We start from the raw sequence: 22,819 nt of genomic DNA, 5'->3' as shown, positions 1-22,819 counted from the left end.
CACTCAAACCGGGATGGAAATAAAAGTTATTAAAATCAATACAATGTGAAAATGCAATGAGCATAAGCGTGTAACGTAGGTTTACTGTCTCATACAACAAACCCACCAATAATTCAAGACGTCCTCCACGGGGCGCTTACCTGGAATGGGTGATCGGAAAATATCGGAATAACTGATCGGATGTCGCCTGAACAGATGATCGGATACGTCGGAATCTGCACCACGCGCTTGGGCATGGATTATGTCGATTTACTGCAAATTCACCGCTGGGACTATGATACCCCGCTGGAGGAAACGCTGGAGGCATTACATGATGTCGTGCAATCCGGTAAGGCGCGCTTTATCGGCGCCTCCTCGATGTACGCCTGGCAATTCGCCCGTGCGCTGTATACCGCCGATCTGCACGGTTGGACGCGGTTTGTCAGCATGCAGGATCAGTACAATTTGATTCAACGGGAAGAAAAGCGAGAAATGCATCCGTTGTGCCTGGCGGAAAATATTGCCGTATTGCCGTGGAGCCCGCTGGCGCGTGGCAGGCTTACCCGCCCCTGGGGCGAAACCACCGCCCGGCTGGTGTCGGACGAATTTGGCAAAACGCTATATGAACACAGCGAGGATAATGATGCCCGTATCGCCGAACGGGTCGGCGTGATAGCCAAGGTCCGCGGCGTCTCGCGCGCGCAGGTGGCGCTGGCGTGGATGCTTAGCAAGCCGGCGGTAACGGCGCCCATCGTTGGCGCGTCGCGCCCGGCGCAGCTTGCCGAGCTGCTGCAGGCCACGGAGGTCAAGCTGGACGGCGAAGAGATAGCCGAGCTGGAGACCGCTTACTTACCGCACCATGTGGTGGGCTTTCGCTAATGTTGCCGGCGTTTCCCCCCGCCGCCGGCGCAGGGGAAACGCCCTAAAACAGCTGCCAGTGGTGCCCGATCCAGTAGAGGACACCGGCGGCAATGATCCCGGCCACCACATCGTCGATAATGATGCCCATGCCGCCGTGTACCTTGCGATCGAACCAGCGAATCGGCCAAGGTTTCCAGATATCCAGCAGCCGGAACAACAAAAAGCCCGCCAGCACCCACCGCCAGTCGTTTACCGGCAAGGCCATCAGGGTAATCCACATGCCGACGAATTCATCCCAAACTATGCAACCATGGTCATGGACCCCCATATCCCGCGCCGTCTGGTGGCAAAAGTAGACGCCCAGGCAAAGGCTGAACATGACCGCCAGCGAATACAGCTGCCACGGCAGCAGCACCAGCAGGCACCAAAACGGAATCGCCGCCAGCGAGCCCACGGTGCCGGGCATCCAGGGGAACATGCCGCTGCCGAAGCCCGTTGCCAGCAAATGCCAGGGGTTAGAAAGGTTAATCCGCCGCTTGGCGGCCAGCATATCCATCGTCATTCACTATCGTCCGATTTGAAATGGTCATACCCGTGCCAGTCATACTCTACCGGCTGGTAATGGCGCATAAATTGAATCCCTTCGCTGCGCGGGCCGATTTGACCGATGCAGGTAAACGGCGCGCCGGTATGGCCCAGCGCGACATCCAGCGCGCCGCGATTGATTTCGGGCACCGTGAAGCACAGTTCGTAATCTTCGCCGCCGCCGAGCGCCCAGCGCAGCGCCTGATCGGGCGTGGAGTGGCGCAGCAGCGCCGGAGAAGTGGGAATATCGTCTAGGTTAATGCGGGCGCCGCAGTCGCTGCGGGCAAGAATGTGGCGCAAATCCGTGATAATGCCATCAGAGATATCGATGGCGGCGCTGGCGAGGTCGCGCAACGCCTGGCCCTGTAGAATGCGCGGCTGCGGGCGCACATGGCGGGCCAGCAAATATTGACTATCCTGCGCATCCTTTACCTGTAGGCGATTTTGCAGTATCGCCAGGCCGGCGGCGCTATCCCCCAGTGTGCCGGTGACATAGATCCAGTCGTCGATATGGGCGCCGTCGCGGGTCAGCGCGCTGCCGGCGGGGACCAAGCCCTGAATGGTCAGCGTCAGGCTCAACGGACCGCGGGTGGTGTCGCCGCCAATCAGCTGCATATCGTAGTAATCCAACTGCTGGAACAGGCTGTCGCTGAAGGCGGCCAGCCAACCCTCATCTACCGAGGGCAAGGTCAGCGCCAGCGACAGCCAGGCCGGATCGGCGCCCATGGCGGCCAGGTCGCTGAGGTTAACCGCCAGTGACTTATAGCCCAAATCTGAAGGGCTGATGTCCGGCAGAAAATGCGTGCCCGCCACCAGCGTATCCGAACTGACCGCAATCCATTTTTTCTCAGCTACCGACAGCAGCGCACAGTCATCGCCGATGCCCACCACCACATCCCGGCGCGTGCTGCGCATCCGGTTGAAATAGCGGTCAATGAGGTCAAACTCACCACATGCCATACTCTGTCCAAATTTGTGTTGGTGCTGGCGCGGCGTAACGGTGGGACCGGCGCCGCCGGCCCCGCCCCGCTATTTTCTATTGGGACGAATCTCTGGGGCGACTTTGTCCAGCACACCATTGATAAACTTATGACTCTCTTCTGCGCCAAAGGTTTTGGCCAGCTCGATAGCTTCGTTGATGGCAACTTTATACGGCACATCCTGGCGCTTGCTCAGTTCAAACAGCGCAATGCGCAACACGGCGCGCTCCACGTGGCCAAGCTCTTCTAGCTGACGTGAAAGATAGGGCGCCATCAGCTTATCCAGCTCTTGGGCATTCGTCGCCGCGCCGGCATACAGCTCACGGAAATAAGCGACATCCACATCCGACGTGTCCTGCTCCGCCAGAAACTGGACTTCGATATCGGCGATGTCGTTATGTGATAATTGCCATGAGTAAAGCGCCTGGACGGCACATTCACGAGCACGGCGACGAGCGGCTGGTTTCACAAAATTCCCCTTTCCTTTACTTACGCTTTGATGGCTTGCAATACGTTAATCATTTCCAGCGCGGTCAGTGCGGCTTCCGCGCCCTTATTGCCGGCCTTGGTGCCGGCGCGTTCGATGGCCTGTTCGATACTCTCGGTGGTCAGCACCCCGAACGCCACCGGCAGCGCGCTGCGCGCTGCGACCGCGGACAGGCCGGCGCTGCATTCGCCGGCGACGAATTCAAAATGCGCGGTGCCGCCACGGATAACCGTGCCCAGCGCCACGACGGCGTCATACTTTTTGCTGTCGGCCAGCGCGCTGACCGCTAACGGTAATTCGTAAGCGCCCGGGACCCAGACCACGGTAATGTTTTCGTCTTTGACCTGGCCGATGCGTTTCAGGGCGTCGACGGCGCCATCAAGCAGGCTGTCATTTATGAAGTGGTTAAAGCGCGCAATAGCGATAGCGACGCGCGCATTGGGAGCTGCAACAACACCTTCAATAACGTTCATTGTTATCCTTACAAAATGGCAAATAGCTGAATCGTCTCGCGAGGGAGCGGATTCTAACATAATACTTTGTCCGCTGCGCGGGCCAATTAAACACCCTAGCCGGGTTTCAGACACAGGCGGATATCCGGCCCCACCTGCCGGACGTCAAGCAGCGTAAACCCTGGCGCCGCGTCAAGTTGTTGCAGCCCCGGCAGCAGACACAGCGGGCGAGCGTCGGCGCCGAGCAGTTTCGGCGCCTGGTACAATATCAATTCATCCACCAATCCGGCGCTCAGCAGCGCGCCGGACAGACCGGCCCCCGCCTCAACCCACAGGCTGTTAATCTGACGGCGGCCCAACTGTATCATCAGCACCACCAAATCAAGATGCGCGCCGCCCGGCCCCTCGCGCGCCGGCAGTTGAAGCTGCTCGACGGACGCCGGCCACGGCAGACTGTCCGGCGCAAGGCGCGCCAGCCAAGTCCGCCCTTCCTCCTGTGCGACCCGGTGAGCGGGCGTCACGCAATTGGCGCTGTCGATGATAACTCGTACCGGCTGACGCAGCTGCTCTTGGGGATAGAGGACCTGAACATCCTCCGGCAGCGATGGCCAGCGCACCGTCAGGGCGGGATCGTCCGCCAGCACCGTGGCGGCGGTGGAAAGAATGGCGTCGCTTTCGGCGCGCCAGCGCTGAACATCCCGCCGCGCCTCGGGGGACGTAATCCACTGGCTCTCCCCGGAAGCCATCGCGGTGCGGCCATCAAGCGATGCCGCGAGCTTGAGCCTGACCCAGGGAAAACCGGTGCGCATACGTTTGAGAAAGCCCGGGTTTACCGCCTCCGCCTCCGGCAGCATCAAGCCGTGGCGGACGTCGATGCCCGCCTGCTGGAGCCGGTAGAAGCCGCGGCCCGCCACCTGCGGGTTGGGATCGGGCATCGCGGCCACCACCCGCGCCACGCCGGCGCTTATCAGCGCGTCGGCGCAGGGGGGCGTGCGGCCGTGATGGCTGCAGGGTTCAAAGGTGACATAGGCGGTAGCGCCGCGTGCCGCCTCTCCCACCCTGCGCAGCGCATACACTTCGGCATGCGGCTCGCCGGCGCGCTGATGATAACCTTCGCCCACAATGCGTCCATCACGGACGATAACGCAGCCCACGTTAGGATTGGGCGCGGTAGTAAAGCGTCCGCGGCGCGCCAGTTCAAATGCGCGCGCGAGAAAAACCTCATCATGCTCCATAGGAAGGTCCTTAAGGGTGACGCTAGTCCTGCAGTCGGGCGATCTCTTCGCCGAACTCGCGGATATCCTCGAAGCTGCGATAAACCGAGGCAAAGCGGATATAGGCGACCTTATCCAGCTTTTTCAGCGCGTCCATCACGAGATTGCCGATCATTTTGCTCGGCACTTCGCGCTCGCCGGTGGCGCGCAGCTGGGATTTGATGTGGTTGATGGCCATTTCGACATCGTCGGACTTGACCGGTCGCTTTTCCAACGCTTTCAAAAAACCGCTACGCAGCTTTTCTTCGTTAAAAGGTTCGCGCACATCATTGCTTTTGATGACGCGAGGCAGCACAAGTTCCGCCACTTCAAATGTCGTGAAACGTTCATTACAGATGACGCACTGCCGGCGGCGGCGAACCTGGGTTCCTTCCCCCACCAGACGGGAATCTATCACTTTGGTATCGACTGCAGAACAAAACGGACAATGCATAGCGCTTCCTGGCCGGCTGATTAGGGATAGGGTAGTTTAGCGCGAACTCCGCCAAGGACAAAGCAACAGTACTTAAAGCTGAACCGGCGCTGCAGAGTTACCGATTTGACGAGAGAACTCGGCGCGTCCCATGACTTTCCGCCGCTTAACGGCTAAACTGATCGCAACCGTTGAAAAAAGGAAATTACCGCTATGACAATCAGTTATCGCGCTAGTTATGCCGTTGCCGCCCTGCTGTTGCTGACCGGCTGTGCCAGCCGACAGGAGGCCCAACAGGTGCCCAAACTGCGCAACGAAGTGGGGCATTTGAACCAGCGTTTGCAAACGCTAACCCATCAGGCCGCGGCGCTAGTGGCGCAAAACGAGCAGAACCAGCAGTCGACCCACGGTATCTACCTGTATCCCGCGGCGAAAACCGCGGCCGACGTGCAAAGCGAGGCGGGCAAATTGCGGGTCTCAATCAGTCAGGTAGAGGCGGAAGCCAGCGGCTCGCGCGCACAGCTGCATATCCGCAGCGCCGACAGCGCGGCGCTGATGCCGCTGCACGGGATTGTGGATTGGGGACAGGTGGATGCGGCTACGGGTAAGCCATTGACCGCCGACGCGCTTAGCCAGCCGATTTCCGTGCCGGCCTCGCTGCTGCCGAGAACCGAGGCCACTATTGAACTGCGGATGTCCGGCCTGACGCCGGAGCAGGTAGGCTTTATCCGGCTGCATGATATTCAGCCGGACACGCCGCAAAATCCGCCGGCGGCGGACGCTACCAAACCTGTCGGCAGCCAATAGATTGCCACATGCCCGGGCGGCGCTGCCTGTGTCGCGCGGCGGCGTTCTTCATAGCGGGTTACGCGTCCCTCAGGGCAGCAGCGACGGCTGATCGGCCCCCTCTTTTTCCACCTTCTGCTGCAGCAGATGTTCGCGCTTCATGCCGAGCTTAAGCGCCAACGCCGACGCTACATAGATGGAGCTGACGGTACCGATAAAGACGCCGATAAACAGCGTTGTGGAGAAGCCGCGCAGCATCGCGCCGCCGAAAATCAACAGCATCAACACCACCATCAGGATCGTGGCGGAGGTCATGATGGTCCGGCTCAAGGTTTGCGTCAGCGAGACATTAAAAATATCGTAGGCACTGCCGCGGCGGATTTTACGGAAGTTCTCACGAATACGGTCTGACACCACGATACTGTCGTTTAGCGAGTAGCCAATCACGGACATCAGCGAGGCGATAATCGTCAGATCGATCTCGATATGGAACAGCGACAGAACCCCAAGCGTAATCACCACGTCATGGGCCAGCGCCAACACCGCCCCGGTGGCCAGCCGCCATTCAAACCGGAAGCCGACATAAATCAGGATACAGATCAACGCCCCCAGCAGCGCCATGCCGCCGTCCTGAGCCAGATCGCTACCGACGCTCGGTCCGACAAACTCGACCCGCTTCACGGCGGCATTCTGCCCGGTTGCCTGATTAATCACCCCGAGCACTTTGTTGCCCAGCTCCTGCCCAAGGCCGTCTTGCACCGGGGGCATACGGACCATCACATCGCGGCTGCTGCCGAAATTCTGCACCAGCGGATCCGTGAAGCCCGCATGTTCAAGCGCGTCACGCATCTGGTCAAGGTCGGCGGCCTTTTCCAGGTTAAGTTCAATCACCGTCCCGCCCGTGAAATCCAGCCCCCAGTTAAAGCCCCGCACCGCCATGATGGCGATGGAGGCGATAAGCAGAATGGCCGACAGGGTGAACGTCACATAATCCCAGCGCATAAAGTCGTAGACTTTACGGCCGTAATTCAATTCTTCGACATTTCTTTGTTGCTGAGCCACAAGCCACTCCTAGATAGACAGCTTATCGATGCGTTTACCGCCGTAAAGCAGGTTAACGATGGCACGGGTGCCGATGATCGCCGTAAACATTGAGGTAGCGATCCCGATGGCGGTGGTAATGGCGAAGCCCTTGATCGACCCCGTGCCCACCGCGTACAGGATGACGGCGGTAATCAGCGTCGTGACGTTGGCATCAACGATGCTGGAGAACGCGCCCCGATAGCCCTCATGAATGGCCTGCTGCACCGTGCGACCATTGCGCAGCTCTTCTTTAATGCGTTCATTGATAAGCACATTGGCGTCCACCGCCACCGCCAGCGTCAATACAATACCGGCGATACCTGGCATGGTCAGCGTCGCGCCGGGCAGCAGGGACATGATGCCGATAATAAACACCAGGTTGGCGATGAATGCCGTGGTGGCGATAAGACCAAATTTGCGATACCACACCACCATAAACAGAATTGACGCCACCAGTCCCCACAAACAGGCTTCCAGTCCCTGGGTAATATTCTGCAGCCCCAGGGTCGGGCCGATGGTGCGCTCTTCCACAATCTGGATCGGTGCAATCAACGCGCCCGCACGCAGCAGCAGCGACAGCTGGCGCGCCTCGTTGGGATTGTTGATGCCGGTAATGCGGAAGCTGTTACCAAGCCGCGACTGGATGGTGGCGACATTAATGACTTCTTCCTGCTTCTCCAGAATGGCGCGACCGTTGGCGTCTTTCTTGCCGCTATCCTTATACTCCACAAACAGGGTGGCCATCAGCTTGCCGATGTTGTCCTTGGTGAAGTTGGACATGGTCGTGCCGCCGCTGCCGTCCAGGGAAATATTCACCTGCGGGCGGTTATATTCATTGGCGCTGGAGGTGGAGTCGGTGATGTGATCACCGGTCAGAATGACCCGTTTGTACAACACGACCGGCTGGCCGTCGCGGATGGCTTTCACCTCCGAATCCCCCGGCACGCGGCCGTTGGCGGCGACGGTTTGATCCACCGAGCTATTGACCAGACGGAACTCAAGCGTGGCGGTCGCCCCCAAAATTTCTTTGGCGCGCGCCGTATCCTGGATACCCGGCAGCTCGACCACAATTCGGTCGGCGCCCTGGCGCTGCACCAAGGGCTCGGCGACGCCCAGCTGATTGACACGGTTGCGCAGGATGGTGATGTTCTGTTGCACCGCGTACTCGCGGGCTTGGCGCAGGCGATCGTCCGCCAGCGTGGCGCGCAGCGCATTGTCTCCGACGCTATTGATCACCAGATCGCGGTGGCGCGGCGTCAACCAGGATATCGCCTGATCGCGGGTATCGGCCTCGCGGAAGCGGATTTCGCTACCGTAATTCTCGATTTTACGCACCGTCGCATACGGAATGCTCTTTTCGCGCAAATCGCCGCGCAGGGTATCCATCGTCTGCTCCTGCAGCTTATTGAGCACAGTGTCCATATCCACTTCCATCAGGAAGTGAACGCCGCCGCGCAAATCCAGGCCGAGCTTCATCGGCGCCGCCCCTACCATGGCTAACCAGGGGGGGGTGGCCGGGGCCAGATTAAGCGCCACGACATAATTTTCGCCGAGGGCGTTCATCAACGCTTCGCGGGCGTGCAGCTGTACGTCCGAGTTGGAAAAACGGGCCAGAATGGCGCCATTTTCCAGGGCAATGGATTTACTGGCGATATGTTGTTGTTCTAATACAGTCCGGATCTGGACCAGCGTCGATTCACTGGCGGCGCCACCCCGCCCGCCAGTGATCTGTACGGCCGGATCCTCACCATACAAGTTGGGAAGCGCATACAGCAACCCGACGACCAGCGCCAGCACCAGCATGATATACTTCCATAAAGGATAACGGTTTAACACAGCAGTTCCCTTCGGGAAAATCGTTTATTACAGCGCTTTCATCGTACCTTTCGGCAAAACGGCGGCCACAAAATCACGCTTGATGACCACTTCATTGGTATCGTTGAGCGCGATGGAAATATAGCCGGTCTCCGCGACTTTAACCACGCGCCCCACCAGACCGCCGGTCGTCAGAACTTCATCTCCTTTGGAAATGGAATTCATCAACTCTTTATGCGTCTTGGCGTGCTTTTGCTGTGGGCGCAGGATCATGAAATAAAAGATCAGACCAAAAACAACCAGCATCACCACCAGAGAGTAAGGACTTGACTGGGACGGAGCACCGGGGGCGGCAACGGCGTCAGAAACGAAAAAGCTCATTTAAATTCCCTCATTGTTATTTAACTCGACGACTAAAGGTGGCACCGGCTTACCTGTCCGGCGATAGAACCCACCTACAAAGTGCTCTAATTTACCCTCATCGATAGCCTGGCGTAAACCCGCCATCAAACGCTGGTAATAACGTAGGTTATGGATAGTATTTAGACGGACACCCAATATTTCGTTGCAACGGTCAAGATGATGCAAGTAGGCGCTGCTATAATTGCGACAGGTGTAACAATCACATTCCGCATCCAGCGGCGCGACATCGTCTTTATAACGGGCGTTGCGTATTTTCACCACGCCATCGGTAACAAACAGATGACCATTACGGGCATTGCGGGTCGGCATGACGCAGTCGAACATATCGATACCGCGGCGAACGCCCTCCACCAAATCTTCAGGTTTGCCGACGCCCATCAAATAGCGCGGTTTATCCGCCGGGATCTGCGGGCATAGGTGCGCCAAAATACGGTGCATATCGGCTTTCGGTTCCCCTACCGCCAGGCCGCCCACAGCGTAACCATCAAAACCGATCTCTACCAATCTTTTTACCGATACATCTCGTAAATCTTCGTAAACTCCGCCCTGTATAATGCCGAAAAGCGCGTTGGGATTTTCAAGTTCATCAAAACGCTGGCGACTGCGGGCCGCCCAGCGTAACGACATTTCCATCGAGCGCTTGGCGTAATCCCAATCGGAAGGATAAGGCGTGCATTCGTCAAAAATCATGACAATATCGGAACCCAGATCGTACTGGATTTCCATCGATTTCTCCGGGCTAAGGAAAATCGCGTCGCCGTTGATGGGATTGCGGAAATGCACGCCTTCTTCGGTGATTTTGCGAATGTCGCCCAGACTGAATACCTGGAACCCGCCGGAATCGGTCAGTATTGGACCGTGCCACTGCATAAAATCGTGCAAATCACCGTGCAGCTTCATGACCGCCTGACCCGGGCGCCGCCAAAGGTGAAAGGTATTGCCCAGCAGAATCTGCGCGCCGGTTTCTTTCACTTCTTCGGGCGTCATGCCCTTCACGGTGCCATAAGTCCCGACCGGCATAAACGCCGGCGTTTCCACAACACCCCGATCAAATACCAGCCGTCCGCGGCGGGCCTGGCCATCGGTTTTCAATAATTGATATTCCACACATCCCCCAACACCAGAGAAACAGTTCGATGTTTGATGAAAAGGAGCGCATTCTAGCAACCCCGTCAGCTGCTGTACAAGCCGGTCCGCGGAATGTGTTGTCGCCGGCGTTGTTTATACCGGCTTTCTGCCGCCGACGGTTCGCGCAAAGCACGGATCCAGGCCCGCTATTGGCGATTAGGCCGCCCGATTACTGCTCACCCACCCGCTCTTGGGCAGCGGCGGGATTCCGGGTGATGAACATGGTGTCCCCATAGCTGAAAAAACGGTACGCCTGCGCCACCGCTTCCCGGTAGGCCGCCAGCGTATGGCGATAGCCGGCAAACGCCGATACCAGCATTATGAGGGTGGACTCCGGCAGATGAAAATTAGTGATAAGCGCATCAATAACGCGAAATTGATAACCGGGATAAATAAAGATGCGCGTGTCGCCAAAAAACGGCGCCAGGGTATTATCTCCCGCCGCCGCGGCCGCGCTCTCAAGCGAGCGCACGGAGGTGGTACCGACGGCCACGACCCGGTTGCCGCGCGCCTTGCACGCCAGAACCGCATCGACCACCTCTTGCGGCACTTCAGCATACTCCGAGTGCATCTGATGCTGTTCGATCCGATCCACCCGCACCGGCTGGAAGGTTCCAGCGCCCACATGCAAGGTGACAAACGCCATTGCAACGCCTTTGGCACGCAGCGCCGCCAGCAGCGGCTCATCGAAATGCAGGCCGGCGGTGGGCGCCGCCACCGCGCCGGGCCGTTCACCGTAAACCGTCTGATAGAGCTCACGATCCGCGGCATCGTCGGGCCTATCGATATAGGACGGCAAAGGCATATGGCCTGCATCATTGAGCAGCGTCAGCACATAGCGGGGATCGTCGAAACGCAGTTCAAAAAGTGAATCGTGGCGTGCCACCATGGTGGCGGCGATGCTGTCATCATCACCCAATAACAACGCGGCGCCTGCTTTCGGTGCCTTGGACGCGCGCACGTGGGCAAGTACCCGCTTATCATCGAGAACTCTTTCTACCAGGACTTCGATTTTACCGCCGCTGACTTTGCTGCCGAATAAACGGGCGGGGATCACCCGGGTATTGTTGAATACCAGCAAGTCGCCGGGCGCCAATTTGTCCAGTAAATCGGTAAAGACCTGATGCACCAGCGCGCCCGTCTGGCCGTCCAGCGACAGCAGACGGCAGGCGCTGCGTTCCGCCTGCGGATATCGGGCAATCAGATTATCGGGCAATTCAAAAGAGAAGTCGGCAACGCGCATGACAAATCACTTCAGCATAAAAACAGGCGGCTTAGTCTAGGGCTATGCGTTCCGCCCTGCAAAAATTAAGCTATGTCGCCCCGCTTTTGCCGCATACTGATGGAATGAATTTTCTTGCTCATCTGCATCTTGCCACCCTGGCGCAAAGCTCCCTGCTCGGAAATCTGATGGCGGATTTTGTCCGCGGCGATCCCGAGGGTCTCTATATCACCCGCGATTGTGGCGGGCATTCGTATGCATCGCCGTATTGATAGCCTTACCGATAATCACGAAGCGATAAAGCAGGTGTGCACGCTGTTTTCGCCGGAGACGCGGCGGGTGGCACCTATCGCGCTGGATGTGTCTGGGGATCATTTTCTGTCGCGTCACTGGCTGCGGGTCGAGCCACAGTTGCCGCTGGCGGAATTCGTCTTACGGGCGCAGCGGGAAATCGCGCCCGCGCTGCCGGATACGCCGGCGGGGTTTCAATCCCTTAACCGCTATCTGTGGCGGGAACGCTGGCTGCTGCGCTATGCCGATAGGCCTTTTCTGGCCCAGGTGCTAACCGGTATAGCCCAGCGCCGCCCGCGGCTGTCGGCGCTGGGCGAGATTTATCCGGGGATCCAGACCCACTATGACCGGCTGGAAGCGGCGTTTTGGCAACTTTATCCGGCGATGATGCATGCGGCGCGCCAAGGCGCGCTGGGTCACTGAGCGCGCCCGCTAGCCTGCTTGCCCGCTCACCGGTCCGCTTATCGCTTTGTCGTCTAGTGACGTGTCCACCTATCCGCTACGTGGCCTGCGTCCCCTCAGTCTGTTGACTTGTCCATCTATCCGCCGCACGGCCGGGTGGCCTGTCCGTCCGTTTATTTGTCCAACTATTGGCCGCGGGGCCGGTTCGCCCCCATCGAGAATTACCTTCCCGGAATACAGGGGGCCCGTGCGCGACAGATCCCTTTGGCGACCCGTACGCAATGTCCCAGCAATGGCCCGTCATTGCCGGCGGTGACAGGGGGTGTTATGAATAGCGCTAGGCAATCATCTCACAGGAAGGAGTCTTGGCCATGTACCCCATCGATGCCACAAGTTACCGTTCGGTAAAAGGATTCAACCAACGAGTGCGCTTTCTGATTATGCATTACACCGCTCTCAATTTCGCCGACTCGGTCAACGCACTGAGCGGCGACGCGACCCTCAGCGCGCATTATCTAGTGCCCGATCCCGACGATCAAAGCTATATCGACGCCGGGTTCGACGATATGCGTATTTTCAACCTGGTGGACGAGAAGGATCGCGCCTGGCACGCCGGCCTTAGCGCCTGGGCCGGGCGCAACAATCTTAACGATACCTCTATCGGGATAGAAAATGTGAACCTGGCGTCGGTTAAGGCGGGAAAATGGACCTTCCCACCCTATCATCCGGTGCAAATCGAGGCCATCATTCAATTAGCGCAGGCTGTCCTGCAGCGCTATCCGGATATTACTCCCACCCAGGTCGTCGGCCATAGTGATATTGCGCCCGGGCGAAAATTCGATCCCGGCGCGGCGTTTCCCTGGAAAAAGTTGTACGAGGCGGGCATAGGCGCCTGGTATGATGAGGCGACCAAACAGCAGTATATTGACGACTTTGCTGAGCAAGGGACGCCTGACCAGGCGGCGATAAGAGCCAAACTTAAGACCTATGGCTATAATGTCACGGGAGCGGCAGGCGCCGGCGGCTATAAAAACCTTATCCAGGCTTTTCAATTGCATTTTCGCCCCGCTGATTGGCAGGGCGCGGTGGATAATGAAACCGCGGCGATTCTCTACGCCTTGGTGGATAAATATTTCAGCAAGTGAGTGCAGGCTCACTTTCTTTCGCCATGGCGCTGCCAGTGGAGGACGTTGTCGCTTATAGCTGCATCTTATTCTACCGCACGCGAATTTCGCTGCGGCCCTCTTTTCGGCTCAGGACGGATAGCCGCCTGATGCTTAATCAACATCGGATTATTCGTGGCCCCATGACCGAAATAAGGGTAATAATACACCGGAATCGACGTCACATCGGCAAAATCACGGATCACGCTTTTATAGATTAATCTCTCTTCATCGCTGGCCGAAAGGGAAAAAAATTGGCCGAAGATAATCGCGTTGGGGGTGAAATCCTTCTTATATCGCAGTTGATGTAGTGCCCGGTTGAGTTGTTTATAGGTGACGCCGGTATCCTCCAGCAAGAGTATTTCATCGCGCAGGTACTTTTCATAGCGGGTGGAAAATAGCGATTGTAGCAACGTCAGATTACCGCCCATCAATACGCCTGAGACGCCGGCCTTCGCCGGCGTATTCAGCGGCAGGATGCCGGGATAATTAACCCCATGGGTTATCGCGTCGAAGGTTTGGCGCAACCCGTATTCATATTTATCCCCTTGTCCCCCTGGCGTTGATAAACATCTTTATTGTTGGCCGCCACGATGCCATAGACGCTGCGCCATCCGACATGTTTATTGATAAAATCATGAATGGCCGTGACATCGCTAAAGCCAAGGAGGATTTTTTCCCGTGCGCCGTGAATAGTCGTCAAATTCGCAAACAGATGCGGCAGCAGGTTAAATGCCCCCGACCCGCCGCGAACAAACCACAAATACTCGACGTCATCATCGGTCAATGCCTTGACCAAATTTTCCGCCCGCGCCCGATCGGTATTGACATAGCCGAAGTCGGAAACCTGTTGATCAAGGTACTGTCTATTGACCTGAAAACCTTGCCGCTTCAACGCCGTAACAATATCCGGGATGTTGTGCTAGTCATATTCAGATGAGCTGAAAATAAGATGCACCGTTTTTGCCATAATTGTTCCCGCATGAAATGATAAATATAAACAGCATACCGCCATGATTATTCCCTTTGTCATTCCCATTGACTTTTATTTCCTTTTTTTCATTCCATCAAGCGCGCTGGTCTGAAATTAACGCGACACGTAATATATTCCTCTATCGACTTCCCCACGCAAAGAGAGTATTGCCGAACGCAGACGCCGCGACAACCGCTAAAATTGCGCGCACTATGGGCCTCCCTTCTGCCATGCCGTTATCCGCGCTCTTGGCGGCATCCCGTTGCGGCATCATTCACCGCGCAACGTAAATGTTATCGCGGCGGCGGGAGGCACAGCCTGCGTTAGTTTTATCGTTTCCCCTTCAATGAACAGGCGGGAAATGCGAAATGCCGCATTTTTTGACCAGCCGTCATTTCACGCCAATAATCTTAGTAACGGCGGCTTTTTTTTCATCGTGAGCGGAGATCTTACGCCAATGAAGGGCAGGTTGATGGCACGAAACATGGCCCCACGCGCACACGTGCCGAGCCATAGCAAGGCGACTCACCGTGCATCCGTAAGAGAAACCGTCACCGTTCAATCCCGGCCACTCAGATGCCGCCGTCCGGCAACCCAGCCCCCCATGACAACGTGACCCGTTTGTGCCCTTTTTCCTCCCCCTCCTTGCCCACCGACCGACAATGAGGGTACCGGCCGCGCAGGCAAACGCTGAACGCGTCTGCTCAGCGGCTGAAAAGGAGAGCAAAACCATGATGACAAGGTTCACCTATCGCTTCGATAGGCATAACCTATTTAACCAATCGGTACGGTTGACTTTATTCCCCCCCGACACGGCCTTATACTAGAGCCGGCTCAAATCCTATCAATCCGCAAACGCTATTTTACAGGAGTAAATATGGTCCTGGTCACTCGTCAAGCCCCCGATTTTACCGTCGCCGCCGTGCTCGGTCCGGGTGAAATCGTTGACAATTTCAATCTTAAATCCCACATCCAGGGTAAACCGGCGGTCATCTTCTTCTGGCCGATGGACTTCACTTTCGTCTGTCCGTCCGAACTGATTGCTTTCGACAAACGTTACGCAGAATTCCAGAAGCGCGGCGTGGAAATCATCGGCGTCTCTTTTGACTCAGAGTTTGTACACAATGCCTGGCGGCAGGTCCCCACCGACAAAGGCGGTATCGGGCCGGTCAAGTACCCGATGGTAGCGGACATCAAACGCGAAATAATCAAAGCCTATGGCATCGAACATCCTGACGCCGGCGTCGCGCTGCGCGGTTCGTTCCTTATCGACAAAGACGGGATTGTTCGCCATCAGGTCGTTAACGACCTGCCGCTGGGCCGCAATATCGACGAAATGATGCGGATGGTCGACGCCCTGCAATTCCATGAAGAACACGGCGAAGTCTGCCCGGCACAGTGGGAAAAAGGGCAGGAAGGGATGGGCGCTTCACCGGAAGGTGTCACCAAATATCTGTCTGAGAACTTAACCAGACTGTAATCCGCTTCTGCCAGAGCAGAGAGGGCACCCGCCCTGTCCGTCTAGCGCCGGTCAGCCATGCTGACCGGCTTTTTTATACCCTGCGCCCGCCGCAAGCCCGGTAGTTAGCCCGATAAGACCCCCCCGAATCACCTGGCCGGGCTTTGCGCTCAGGAGGCAGCCACGCGCTTCGTTTTTACCCAACGGTATCCCAGCAATAGCAGTAAAACCCACACCGCTCCCACGTATAACGACACCCGGGTGGTGGGGAAGTACCCAATCAAGCCGATAATAAACAGCAGGAAGACGACGCCGAGGCCCGCGGTTATTGCGCCGCCGGGCAAGGGGAATTTCAGCGCCCTCACTTGCCCGGGCTTGAGCCTGCGGCGAAAGGCGATTTGCGAACACAAGATCATAATCCATACCCACACGGTGGAAAAGGTGGCCAGCGAGGCGATCATCAGGAAGACATTTTCCGGCATAAGGTAATTTAAGTAGACCGCCACCAGCATCGCTATCATCATCACCAGCACCGTGATCCAGGGAATGCCGTGACGCGATACGTGCTGAAAGATGCGCGGCGCATGCCCCTGCCCCGCCATGTCGTGCAACATGCGCCCTACGCCAAACACATCGCTGTTGATGGCCGAGAGCGACGCCGTCAGCACGACGAAATTCAACAGGCCAGCGGCGATAGGAATGCCCAAATTCTGGAACGTCAGTACAAACGGACTGCCGCCCGTACCCACCTGATTCCAAGGATAGATGGACATGATAACCGCCAAGGTGCTGACATAAAATAGCAGGATACGCCAGGGAACGGAGTTGATGGCCCGCGGGATAGACCGCTCTGGATCCCGCGCTTCGCCGGCGGTGATGCCGATAATTTCAATACCGCCGTAAGCGAACATCACCATTTGCAACGAAAGAATCATCCCCCCGACGCCGTGGCTGAAGAAGCCGCCATGGCGCCACAAATTCGCCACCCCGGTGGGTTGGCCGCCGTTGCCGATGCCCCACAGGATAATGCCGATGCCGGCGAGGATCATGACGATAATGGTGGCAACTTTGAAAAATGAGAACCAGAACTCCAGCTCGCCGAACGCCTTGACGCTCAGTAAATTGATCGCGCCGATGAATAGCACCACGCTTAACACCCAGACCCAATGCGGTACCAGCGGGAACCACACGCCCATATAGATGCCGAAGGCGGTCACATCGGCGATGGCGACAATCAGGATTTCAAAACAGTAGGTCCAGCCGGTAATGTAGCCCGCCATGGGGCCCAAATTATCCTGCGCATAGCGGGAGAACGAACCGGCATTGGGGTTTTCCACGGACATTTCCCCCAGGGCACGCATGATAACGTAGGCCGCCAGGCCGCCTATCAAATAAGCCAGCAGCACGCTAGGACCTGCCATTTGTATCGCATCAGCGGAACCATAGAACAGCCCGGTACCGATGGCGGAGCCAAGCGCCATAAATCGAATATGCCGGGTGGAAAGCCCCCGCTTTAGCGAAGGGGTGGAAGATTGCATGACCCATTACCTTTTATTTCACAAGAAAAAAACCACGGAACGGTGTCCGTGGTCAGTCAATTGCCTCGCCGACGCTCAAAGAACGGAAATTTGCTGCCGTCCGCGGGATTGATCGTAAGCCGCCGCGACGATAAGCATGACCAGCGTCGGCGGTAGCCAGGCCAGGCCCTGCGCGCTCAGCGGCAGGCGCTCCATCCAGGCCGGGAGAATGTCGGGATAGGCCGACACCTTGATGCCATCGAGGCAGCCAAACACCAGACTGACCAGCATGCCCGGCGCAACGATGCGGGCGCTGGAATGCCACCAGCGCAGCGTAAAACTCAGCAGGATCAGGACGATGCAGGGTGGGTAGATAGCGGTAAGCACCGGTACGGAAATACTGATCAAATGGCTAAGTCCAAGGTTGGAAACCACCATGGAGAACAGCCCCAAGAGAAACACCCACTTGCCATAGCCGATGCCGGTATGTTCGCTAAAAAATTCAGCGCAGGCGCAGGTCAGGCCCACGGCGGTCACCAAACAGGCTATCGTTATCAGCACCGTCAAAAAACCGCTACCGGCGGCGCCGAAGGTGTGCTGCACATAGGCATGCAGGATTTCGGCGCCGTTTTGCGCCGCCGGTACCAGCCCGCCGCTGCCCGAACCTAATTTGAACAGCGTCAGATAGACCGCCGTCAGACCGATACCGGCAATAAGCCCGGCCAGAATGGTATAACGGGTCAGCAAGTGGGCGCTCGCCACGCCGCGTGAACGGGCGGCGTTGACGATAACGATGCCGAAAACCATCGCGCCCAGGGTATCCATGGTGAGATAGCCGTTCACGAATCCGCTGGAAAACGGCAGGTGACTATAGCCCGCGGACACCGGCAAAGGCTGGCCCGCCGGCCACAGCATCGCCGCAATGCCCAATACCGCGAGCGCGATGATCTTAAGCGGCGCCAGGACATGGCCCACCGTATCCAGCAAGCGGCCGGGGTAAAGGGAAATACCGATGACCAACGCGAAATAGATCAGGCTGTAAATCAGCAAAGGCAGTTCGCCGTTGCCGGCGAAAGGGGCCACGCCGACCGTAAATGAGACGGTCGCGGTGCGCGGCGTAGCAAACAGCGGGCCCACCGCCAGATAACAAACGACAGCCAGAAGCAGACCGGCTTTATGGCCGATAGGGGAACTCAGCGCATCAATGCCGCCCCCGACCCGCGCCAGCGCGATAACGGTGATGACCGGGAGACCGACCGCGGTAATCAAAAAGCCCGCCGCCGCCAGCCAAACGTGCTGACCGGATTGCAGGCCCACCATGGGCGGAAAAATGATATTTCCGGCGCCGACAAACAGAGCAAAGGTCATAAAACCCAGCGCGAGGATGTCTTTGGAGGTTAAACGTTTAGTCATGGGTTTGTATTAAAGCCTGTAGTAAATCGTAATAAGAAATTCTTATGACTGCGCGATGATCGACACGCCTTTGGCCGAAACGATCGGCATCGCATGAACGGCCGTTAAGCCGGACAGAATAATAATGCGGGGAAGCAATACTGACGGGCGGCGCGACGGCGGCTAATTTAATAGTTTATAGCGGTTGCTGGCAAGTCCATCAGGCAAAACTGGCACTAAAATATGCTTTTTAAATAATATTTATGTTAAGTATTCAAATGTTCCCTTTTCTGCGCTACATGATAACCCGTCTGACGACAAAAATCGCCAGCGCAACATAAGAAATTGCGATGGGCGACATAGAGGCGACCGGACCCGGCCACCGAGCGGTGCGAGACCGTTCAGGCGGGGAATACGTCGGATATGGCGCTAACGTTTACCCCCGATGGATAGCGCGTCACAAGCCCGACGCGGACACACACTTACGTCCTGCCCACGGGGCGCTTACCAACACTACGCGTTTGCCCTACGGTCACATCGTTATGAGTACGGGTAGATGCGTGGACAATCGGCTCCAGCAGACGAACAGAGGTTGAGATCGCGCGCGGTGCGCTGGCGCAGTTTCAGGTTCTGGCACGGGGTCTGGCTTTGGTTTGATTTTGGCTCAGCTTCTGGCTTGGCTTTGGTTCAGGCCCGGATTATGGCTCTGGTGTTAGAATGCCTCAGCTTTGGTTTCGGCTTGGTATTGGCTTGGTTTCGACTTGGCTTAGGCTTGGCTCTGGCTTTGGTACAGCACGAGGTTCAGACTTCCATTCACGCAGACGGTATAAACGTCATGGGCGCGGGCAGAGGAACCTCACGCGCACACGCGTTATCACCAGGCGCGGCGAGCGATATCAAGCACCAACTTCAACTTGTCCCACTGCTGCTGTTCGCTCAGCTTATTGCCCTCTTCGGTAGAGGCGAAACCGCATTGCGGGCTCAGGCACAGCTGATCCAGACTCACATACTGGCTGGCTTCACGGATGCGATCCAGCACCGCCTGGGGGTCTTCCAGCGCCGGCGTTTTCGAGGGAATAAGCCCCAGCACCACCTGCTGATGCCCGGGTTTGATAAAGCGCAGCGGTTCAAAGCCAGCCAGCGCGCTCGGTATCGTACTCCAGGAAAAAGGCATCCACCTTCACCTGGCCGAACAGGATGGGCGCGACCGGCTCATAACCCCCTTCGGAAATCCAGGTGGAGCGAAAGTTCCCGCGGCAAACGTGCAGGCTCACCACCAAATCCTCCGGCTTACCGGCCAGCGCTTTATTGAGCACATCAGCGTAAATCTGCGCCAGGGCGTCCGGATCATCGCCACGTTCACGCATTTGGCGCTTTTGATCTTCCGAGCACAGATAGCCCCAGACGGTATCGTCCAACTGCAAATAGCGGCAGCCGGCGGCATAAAACGTGGCAATGGCATCACGCCAGGTCTGTGCCAGATCGTTGAAATATTCCGCCAGATCGGGATAGATGGCCTTATCGATCGCCGTGCGCCCGCCGCGGAAATGCAAGACGCTCGGACTGGGAATGGTCATTTTCGGCACCGCGTCGCCGGCCACGCTTTTCAGAAAACGGAAATCCTCCAGCATCGGGTGATGGCTAAATCCCAGCTTACCGGTGACTTTGACTCTGCGGGCTTTGGTCTGCACACCCTGAAATTGAATGCCCTGATCGGGTTGCTACCCTTCCACCCCGTTCAATCCTTCAAAGAAATCCATATGCCACCAGGCGCGGCGGAACTCTCCGTCCGTAACGACCTGCAGCCCCAGCGCGCGCTGCTCCGCGACGACGCGTGCAATCTCGTTGTCTTCCACGGCGCACAGCTGCGCGGCATCTATCTCGCCATCGGCGAAACGCTGACGGGCCTGCTTTATCGCAGCGGGACGTAACAGACTGCCGACCACATCGGCACGGAAAGGGGCTTGGGTTCTTTGCATTTTACTGCTCCAGGAGGGCGTCATCCTCATGATGATCGCGTTAGTTTAGCGACGGTATAGTCACGCTTCGCAACGGAGGGACATCCAGACGTCTATATGTCTCAGCCGCAGTGTGTCACTTCACCTAACGCCGCACAAACGAGAAAATTTCAACGATATTGAATTTTATTCATGATAGTTGTGAAATTTTCACTTAAGCGATTTAGGGCAGTCCGGCGGCCCGCCGCGCCGCCAGCAGTTGGGGTTGCGTCAATGGCACATAACCCGCCTGGCTAACCTGCTCTTGTCCCTCGGGGGACAAAACGCGCGCCAGAAATGCCAATGTTAGCGGATCCAGGGGCTTACCCGGCGGTTTATTGACGTAGAGATAGAGCGGGTGGGTGAAGGGATACTCCCCGCGGCACAATGTCTGCGCATCGGCGGTTAGGGTGTGGCCTCCCGCATCGATAATCGCCAGCCACTTCACCCCGCTGGCGTGGAACCCCATGCTGGTATAGCCGATCGCGTTCACCGAAGCGGCCACCACCTGCGCGACCGCCGCCGATCCGGACAGTTCGTTGACCGTTGGCTGCATATCCCCGCCGCAAAGCACCCGGCGGCGAAAAAATCCCTGGGTGCCGGAGGCAGTATTGCGGCCATAGCGCAGCAGCGACAGCGAGCGCCATTCCCCGGCTAATCCCAAGTCCCCCCAACGCCGGATCGGCGCCGCCTGTCCGCACTGGCGGGTGACGGAAAAGATCGCATCCAGCTGACGCTGGCTTATCGCCTCTAGCGGATTGGCCTGATTGACCATGACCACCAGCGCATCCTGCGCCACCGGCAGCGCCAGCGGCGGATAGCCGTAACACTGGCGAAAGCCGGCGATTTCCGGCTCGTTCATCGGTCGTCTCATGGGGCCCAGCTGCGCCGTGCCGGCCGCCAGCGCGGCGGCGGCGGAACCCGTCGCCTGTATTTGCACGCCGACCTCGGGATAGCGCCGACTGAAGTCCGCCGCCCAGCCGCTCATCAGCGACGCCAGCGTATCCGAGCCGGTACTGGTTAACGTACCGCTCAGGAGCGGAATCGGCGCCGCCGGCGAAACAGGCTGCGCGGGCAGCGCCGCGCTATGCACCCCCAGCCGGCAGCCGGCGAGCAGGGCGCCGGCCAAGAGGGAAAAACATCGCATCAATCTCTGGCCTGGGGTGAAAGAGGAGAAACACTATTGTCCACCCGCGGCGGCAGGGTAATCAACCGCGCCGGCAGGGTAAAACCGAAACGGGTGCCCTCGCCCGACGCGCTACTGATATCCAGCAGCGCATCGTGATGGCTTAACGCATGTTTGACAATGGCCAGACCCAGGCCGCTGCCGCCGGTTTGGCGCGAGCGGGCTTTATCCACGCGATAAAAGCGCTCCGTCAGGCGCGGCAAATGTTCCGGTGCGATACCCGGCCCGTTGTCGCTAACCTGAAACGTCGCCCCCTCGACGCTGCGCTGCCAACTGACCTCGATGCGGGTGCCGGGAGGTGTATGGATAACCGCGTTGTACATCAGATTTGATACCGCGCTGCGCAGTTGCTCTTCATTGCCGTTGACCCATAACTGCGGATTGACGCGCAGCACCAGCGGATGCTGTCCTTGGCTGAGCCCCTCGACGCTGGCCTGCAAACGCTTAAGTAAGGCCGGCATATCCACCGGCGTGTGCGTTTCCCCCTGCAGCGCCGCTTCGATACGCGACAGCTCCAACAATTGGGCGACCAGGCGCTCCATACGCCGAGATTGATCCTGCATGGTCTGCACCGCCCGCTGCCGCATGTGGGCGTCAAGACTATCGTCGGTCATCATTTCCAGATACCGCTGCAATACCGTCAGCGACGTGCGCAATTCGTGGCTGGCGTTGGCGAAAAAATTACGCCGCGCCCCTTCCAGTTGCCGCATTTGCGTGACGTCGCGCACCACCATCAATAGCTGATCGTCGGTATAGGGCATAACGCGAAACTCCACCCAATGCTGATTATTCAGTTGCAATGTTAGCGGTCGTGTAGCGATGCAATCAATTCTGGACTAATTTGCAATTAATTCTGGACTCCTATAAACCCTAAAAAATGGCTATTTTGGACAGTCCAGAATTTTTTGCAAAAAGTAAATCAGACGAAATTGCGGATGATCAACTCGCGCTT

General features: G+C 57.6%; 19 protein-coding genes and 4 pseudogenes. 5 read left to right on the top strand and 18 right to left on the bottom strand.

Going from position 1 to position 22,819, the window contains the following annotated elements; translation table 11 throughout:
* Window positions 1–225 precede the first annotated feature (225 nt).
* A pseudogene (locus ACMX3H_RS12115) lies at window positions 226–858 on the top strand (aldo/keto reductase); the annotation flags it as partial.
* A gap of 43 nt (window positions 859–901) precedes the next feature.
* Here ACMX3H_RS12115 and pgpA read toward each other — a convergent pair.
* The 6 genes from pgpA to nrdR all read right to left on the bottom strand — a co-directional run bounded on the left by pgpA (window position 902) and on the right by nrdR (window position 5,051).
* Window positions 902–1,390, bottom strand: a complete 489-nt coding sequence (gene pgpA, locus ACMX3H_RS12110) for a phosphatidylglycerophosphatase A (RefSeq protein WP_415211019.1) — start codon at window positions 1,388–1,390, stop codon at window positions 902–904.
* An 8-nt stretch (window positions 1,391–1,398) separates the two neighbouring features.
* On the bottom strand, window positions 1,399–2,385 hold the full coding sequence (gene thiL, locus ACMX3H_RS12105) for a thiamine-phosphate kinase (protein ID WP_415211016.1): 987 nt from the start codon (window positions 2,383–2,385) through the stop codon (window positions 1,399–1,401).
* A 69-nt stretch (window positions 2,386–2,454) separates the two neighbouring features.
* Entirely contained in the window at window positions 2,455–2,874 is a 420-nt protein-coding gene (gene nusB / locus ACMX3H_RS12100; protein ID WP_025423164.1) for a transcription antitermination factor NusB, read from the bottom strand.
* A 20-nt stretch (window positions 2,875–2,894) separates the two neighbouring features.
* Window positions 2,895–3,365, bottom strand: a complete 471-nt coding sequence (ribE, locus tag ACMX3H_RS12095) for a 6,7-dimethyl-8-ribityllumazine synthase (protein WP_415211015.1) — start codon at window positions 3,363–3,365, stop codon at window positions 2,895–2,897.
* A gap of 95 nt (window positions 3,366–3,460) precedes the next feature.
* Window positions 3,461–4,579, bottom strand: a complete 1,119-nt coding sequence (gene ribD, locus ACMX3H_RS12090; RefSeq protein ID WP_415211014.1) for a bifunctional diaminohydroxyphosphoribosylaminopyrimidine deaminase/5-amino-6-(5-phosphoribosylamino)uracil reductase RibD — start codon at window positions 4,577–4,579, stop codon at window positions 3,461–3,463.
* 22 nt (window positions 4,580–4,601) lie between these two features.
* Window positions 4,602–5,051: a transcriptional regulator NrdR gene (gene nrdR, locus ACMX3H_RS12085; RefSeq protein ID WP_011410403.1), complete on the bottom strand. Its 450-nt coding sequence runs from the start codon at window positions 5,049–5,051 to the stop codon at window positions 4,602–4,604.
* A gap of 192 nt (window positions 5,052–5,243) precedes the next feature.
* Between nrdR and ACMX3H_RS12080 the strand changes: the two genes are divergently transcribed.
* Entirely contained in the window at window positions 5,244–5,837 is a 594-nt protein-coding gene (locus ACMX3H_RS12080) for a DUF3251 domain-containing protein (protein WP_415211013.1), read from the top strand.
* A gap of 69 nt (window positions 5,838–5,906) precedes the next feature.
* On the opposite strand, the gene secF is transcribed toward ACMX3H_RS12080, so the two are convergent.
* From secF to queA, 5 genes are all read right to left on the bottom strand, one after another.
* Window positions 5,907–6,818: a protein translocase subunit SecF gene (gene secF, locus ACMX3H_RS12075; protein ID WP_415211018.1), complete on the bottom strand. Its 912-nt coding sequence runs from the start codon at window positions 6,816–6,818 to the stop codon at window positions 5,907–5,909.
* Window positions 6,819–6,887: 69 nt separating this feature from the next.
* On the bottom strand, window positions 6,888–8,735 hold the full coding sequence (secD, locus tag ACMX3H_RS12070) for a protein translocase subunit SecD (protein ID WP_415211012.1): 1,848 nt from the start codon (window positions 8,733–8,735) through the stop codon (window positions 6,888–6,890).
* A 27-nt stretch (window positions 8,736–8,762) separates the two neighbouring features.
* Window positions 8,763–9,095, bottom strand: a complete 333-nt coding sequence (yajC, locus tag ACMX3H_RS12065; protein ID WP_415211011.1) for a preprotein translocase subunit YajC — start codon at window positions 9,093–9,095, stop codon at window positions 8,763–8,765.
* A complete protein-coding gene (gene tgt, locus ACMX3H_RS12060; protein ID WP_415211010.1) occupies window positions 9,096–10,244 on the bottom strand; it encodes a tRNA guanosine(34) transglycosylase Tgt in 1,149 nt (382 codons plus the stop codon).
* 190 nt (window positions 10,245–10,434) lie between these two features.
* Window positions 10,435–11,508, bottom strand: coding sequence for a tRNA preQ1(34) S-adenosylmethionine ribosyltransferase-isomerase QueA (gene queA, locus ACMX3H_RS12055; RefSeq protein WP_415211009.1), 1,074 nt, complete (start codon window positions 11,506–11,508; stop codon window positions 10,435–10,437).
* Between the two features lie 104 nt (window positions 11,509–11,612).
* On the opposite strand from queA, the pseudogene ACMX3H_RS12050 reads away from it, so the two are divergent.
* Window positions 11,613–12,201 (top strand): annotated as a pseudogene (locus tag ACMX3H_RS12050) (ACP phosphodiesterase).
* A 350-nt stretch (window positions 12,202–12,551) separates the two neighbouring features.
* Window positions 12,552–13,325, top strand: coding sequence for an N-acetylmuramoyl-L-alanine amidase (locus tag ACMX3H_RS12045; protein ID WP_415211017.1), 774 nt, complete (start codon window positions 12,552–12,554; stop codon window positions 13,323–13,325).
* Between the two features lie 65 nt (window positions 13,326–13,390).
* Here ACMX3H_RS12045 and ACMX3H_RS12040 read toward each other — a convergent pair whose 3' ends face one another.
* The gene (locus tag ACMX3H_RS12040; RefSeq protein ID WP_415211008.1) at window positions 13,391–13,870 is read right to left on the bottom strand and encodes a hypothetical protein; all 480 of its coding nucleotides are present in this window, start codon (window positions 13,868–13,870) and stop codon (window positions 13,391–13,393) included.
* The gene (locus ACMX3H_RS12035) at window positions 13,846–14,238 is read right to left on the bottom strand and encodes an LD-carboxypeptidase (protein WP_415211007.1); all 393 of its coding nucleotides are present in this window, start codon (window positions 14,236–14,238) and stop codon (window positions 13,846–13,848) included. Before ACMX3H_RS12035 ends, ACMX3H_RS12040 begins: the two co-directional genes overlap by 25 nt.
* Before the next feature lie 955 nt (window positions 14,239–15,193).
* On the opposite strand from ACMX3H_RS12035, the gene ACMX3H_RS12030 reads away from it, so the two are divergent.
* Window positions 15,194–15,796: a peroxiredoxin C gene (locus tag ACMX3H_RS12030; RefSeq protein WP_415211006.1), complete on the top strand. Its 603-nt coding sequence runs from the start codon at window positions 15,194–15,196 to the stop codon at window positions 15,794–15,796.
* A gap of 149 nt (window positions 15,797–15,945) precedes the next feature.
* On the opposite strand, the gene proY is transcribed toward ACMX3H_RS12030, so the two are convergent.
* The 5 genes and pseudogenes from proY to phoR form a co-directional block, all read right to left on the bottom strand.
* The gene (proY, locus tag ACMX3H_RS12025) at window positions 15,946–17,313 is read right to left on the bottom strand and encodes a proline-specific permease ProY (RefSeq protein ID WP_415211005.1); all 1,368 of its coding nucleotides are present in this window, start codon (window positions 17,311–17,313) and stop codon (window positions 15,946–15,948) included.
* Window positions 17,314–17,388: 75 nt separating this feature from the next.
* Complete coding sequence (gene brnQ / locus ACMX3H_RS12020) at window positions 17,389–18,705, bottom strand: branched-chain amino acid transport system II carrier protein (RefSeq protein ID WP_415211004.1); 1,317 nt, start codon at window positions 18,703–18,705, stop codon at window positions 17,389–17,391.
* Between the two features lie 853 nt (window positions 18,706–19,558).
* Window positions 19,559–20,663: pseudogene (locus ACMX3H_RS12015) on the bottom strand (cobalamin-independent methionine synthase II family protein).
* 202 nt (window positions 20,664–20,865) lie between these two features.
* On the bottom strand, window positions 20,866–21,828 hold the full coding sequence (locus ACMX3H_RS12010) for a PstS family phosphate ABC transporter substrate-binding protein (protein WP_415211003.1): 963 nt from the start codon (window positions 21,826–21,828) through the stop codon (window positions 20,866–20,868).
* Window positions 21,828–22,679: pseudogene (phoR, locus tag ACMX3H_RS12005) on the bottom strand (phosphate regulon sensor histidine kinase PhoR); the annotation flags it as partial. The pseudogene phoR and the gene ACMX3H_RS12010, both read right to left, overlap by 1 nt.
* Window positions 22,680–22,819: the final 140 nt, after the last annotated feature.

Origin of the sequence: Sodalis sp. (in: enterobacteria) (genome assembly GCF_047607725.1) — a bacterium.
GTDB lineage: Bacteria > Pseudomonadota > Gammaproteobacteria > Enterobacterales > Enterobacteriaceae > JBLKSS01.
This window is presented reverse-complemented; position numbering and strand designations above follow the sequence as displayed.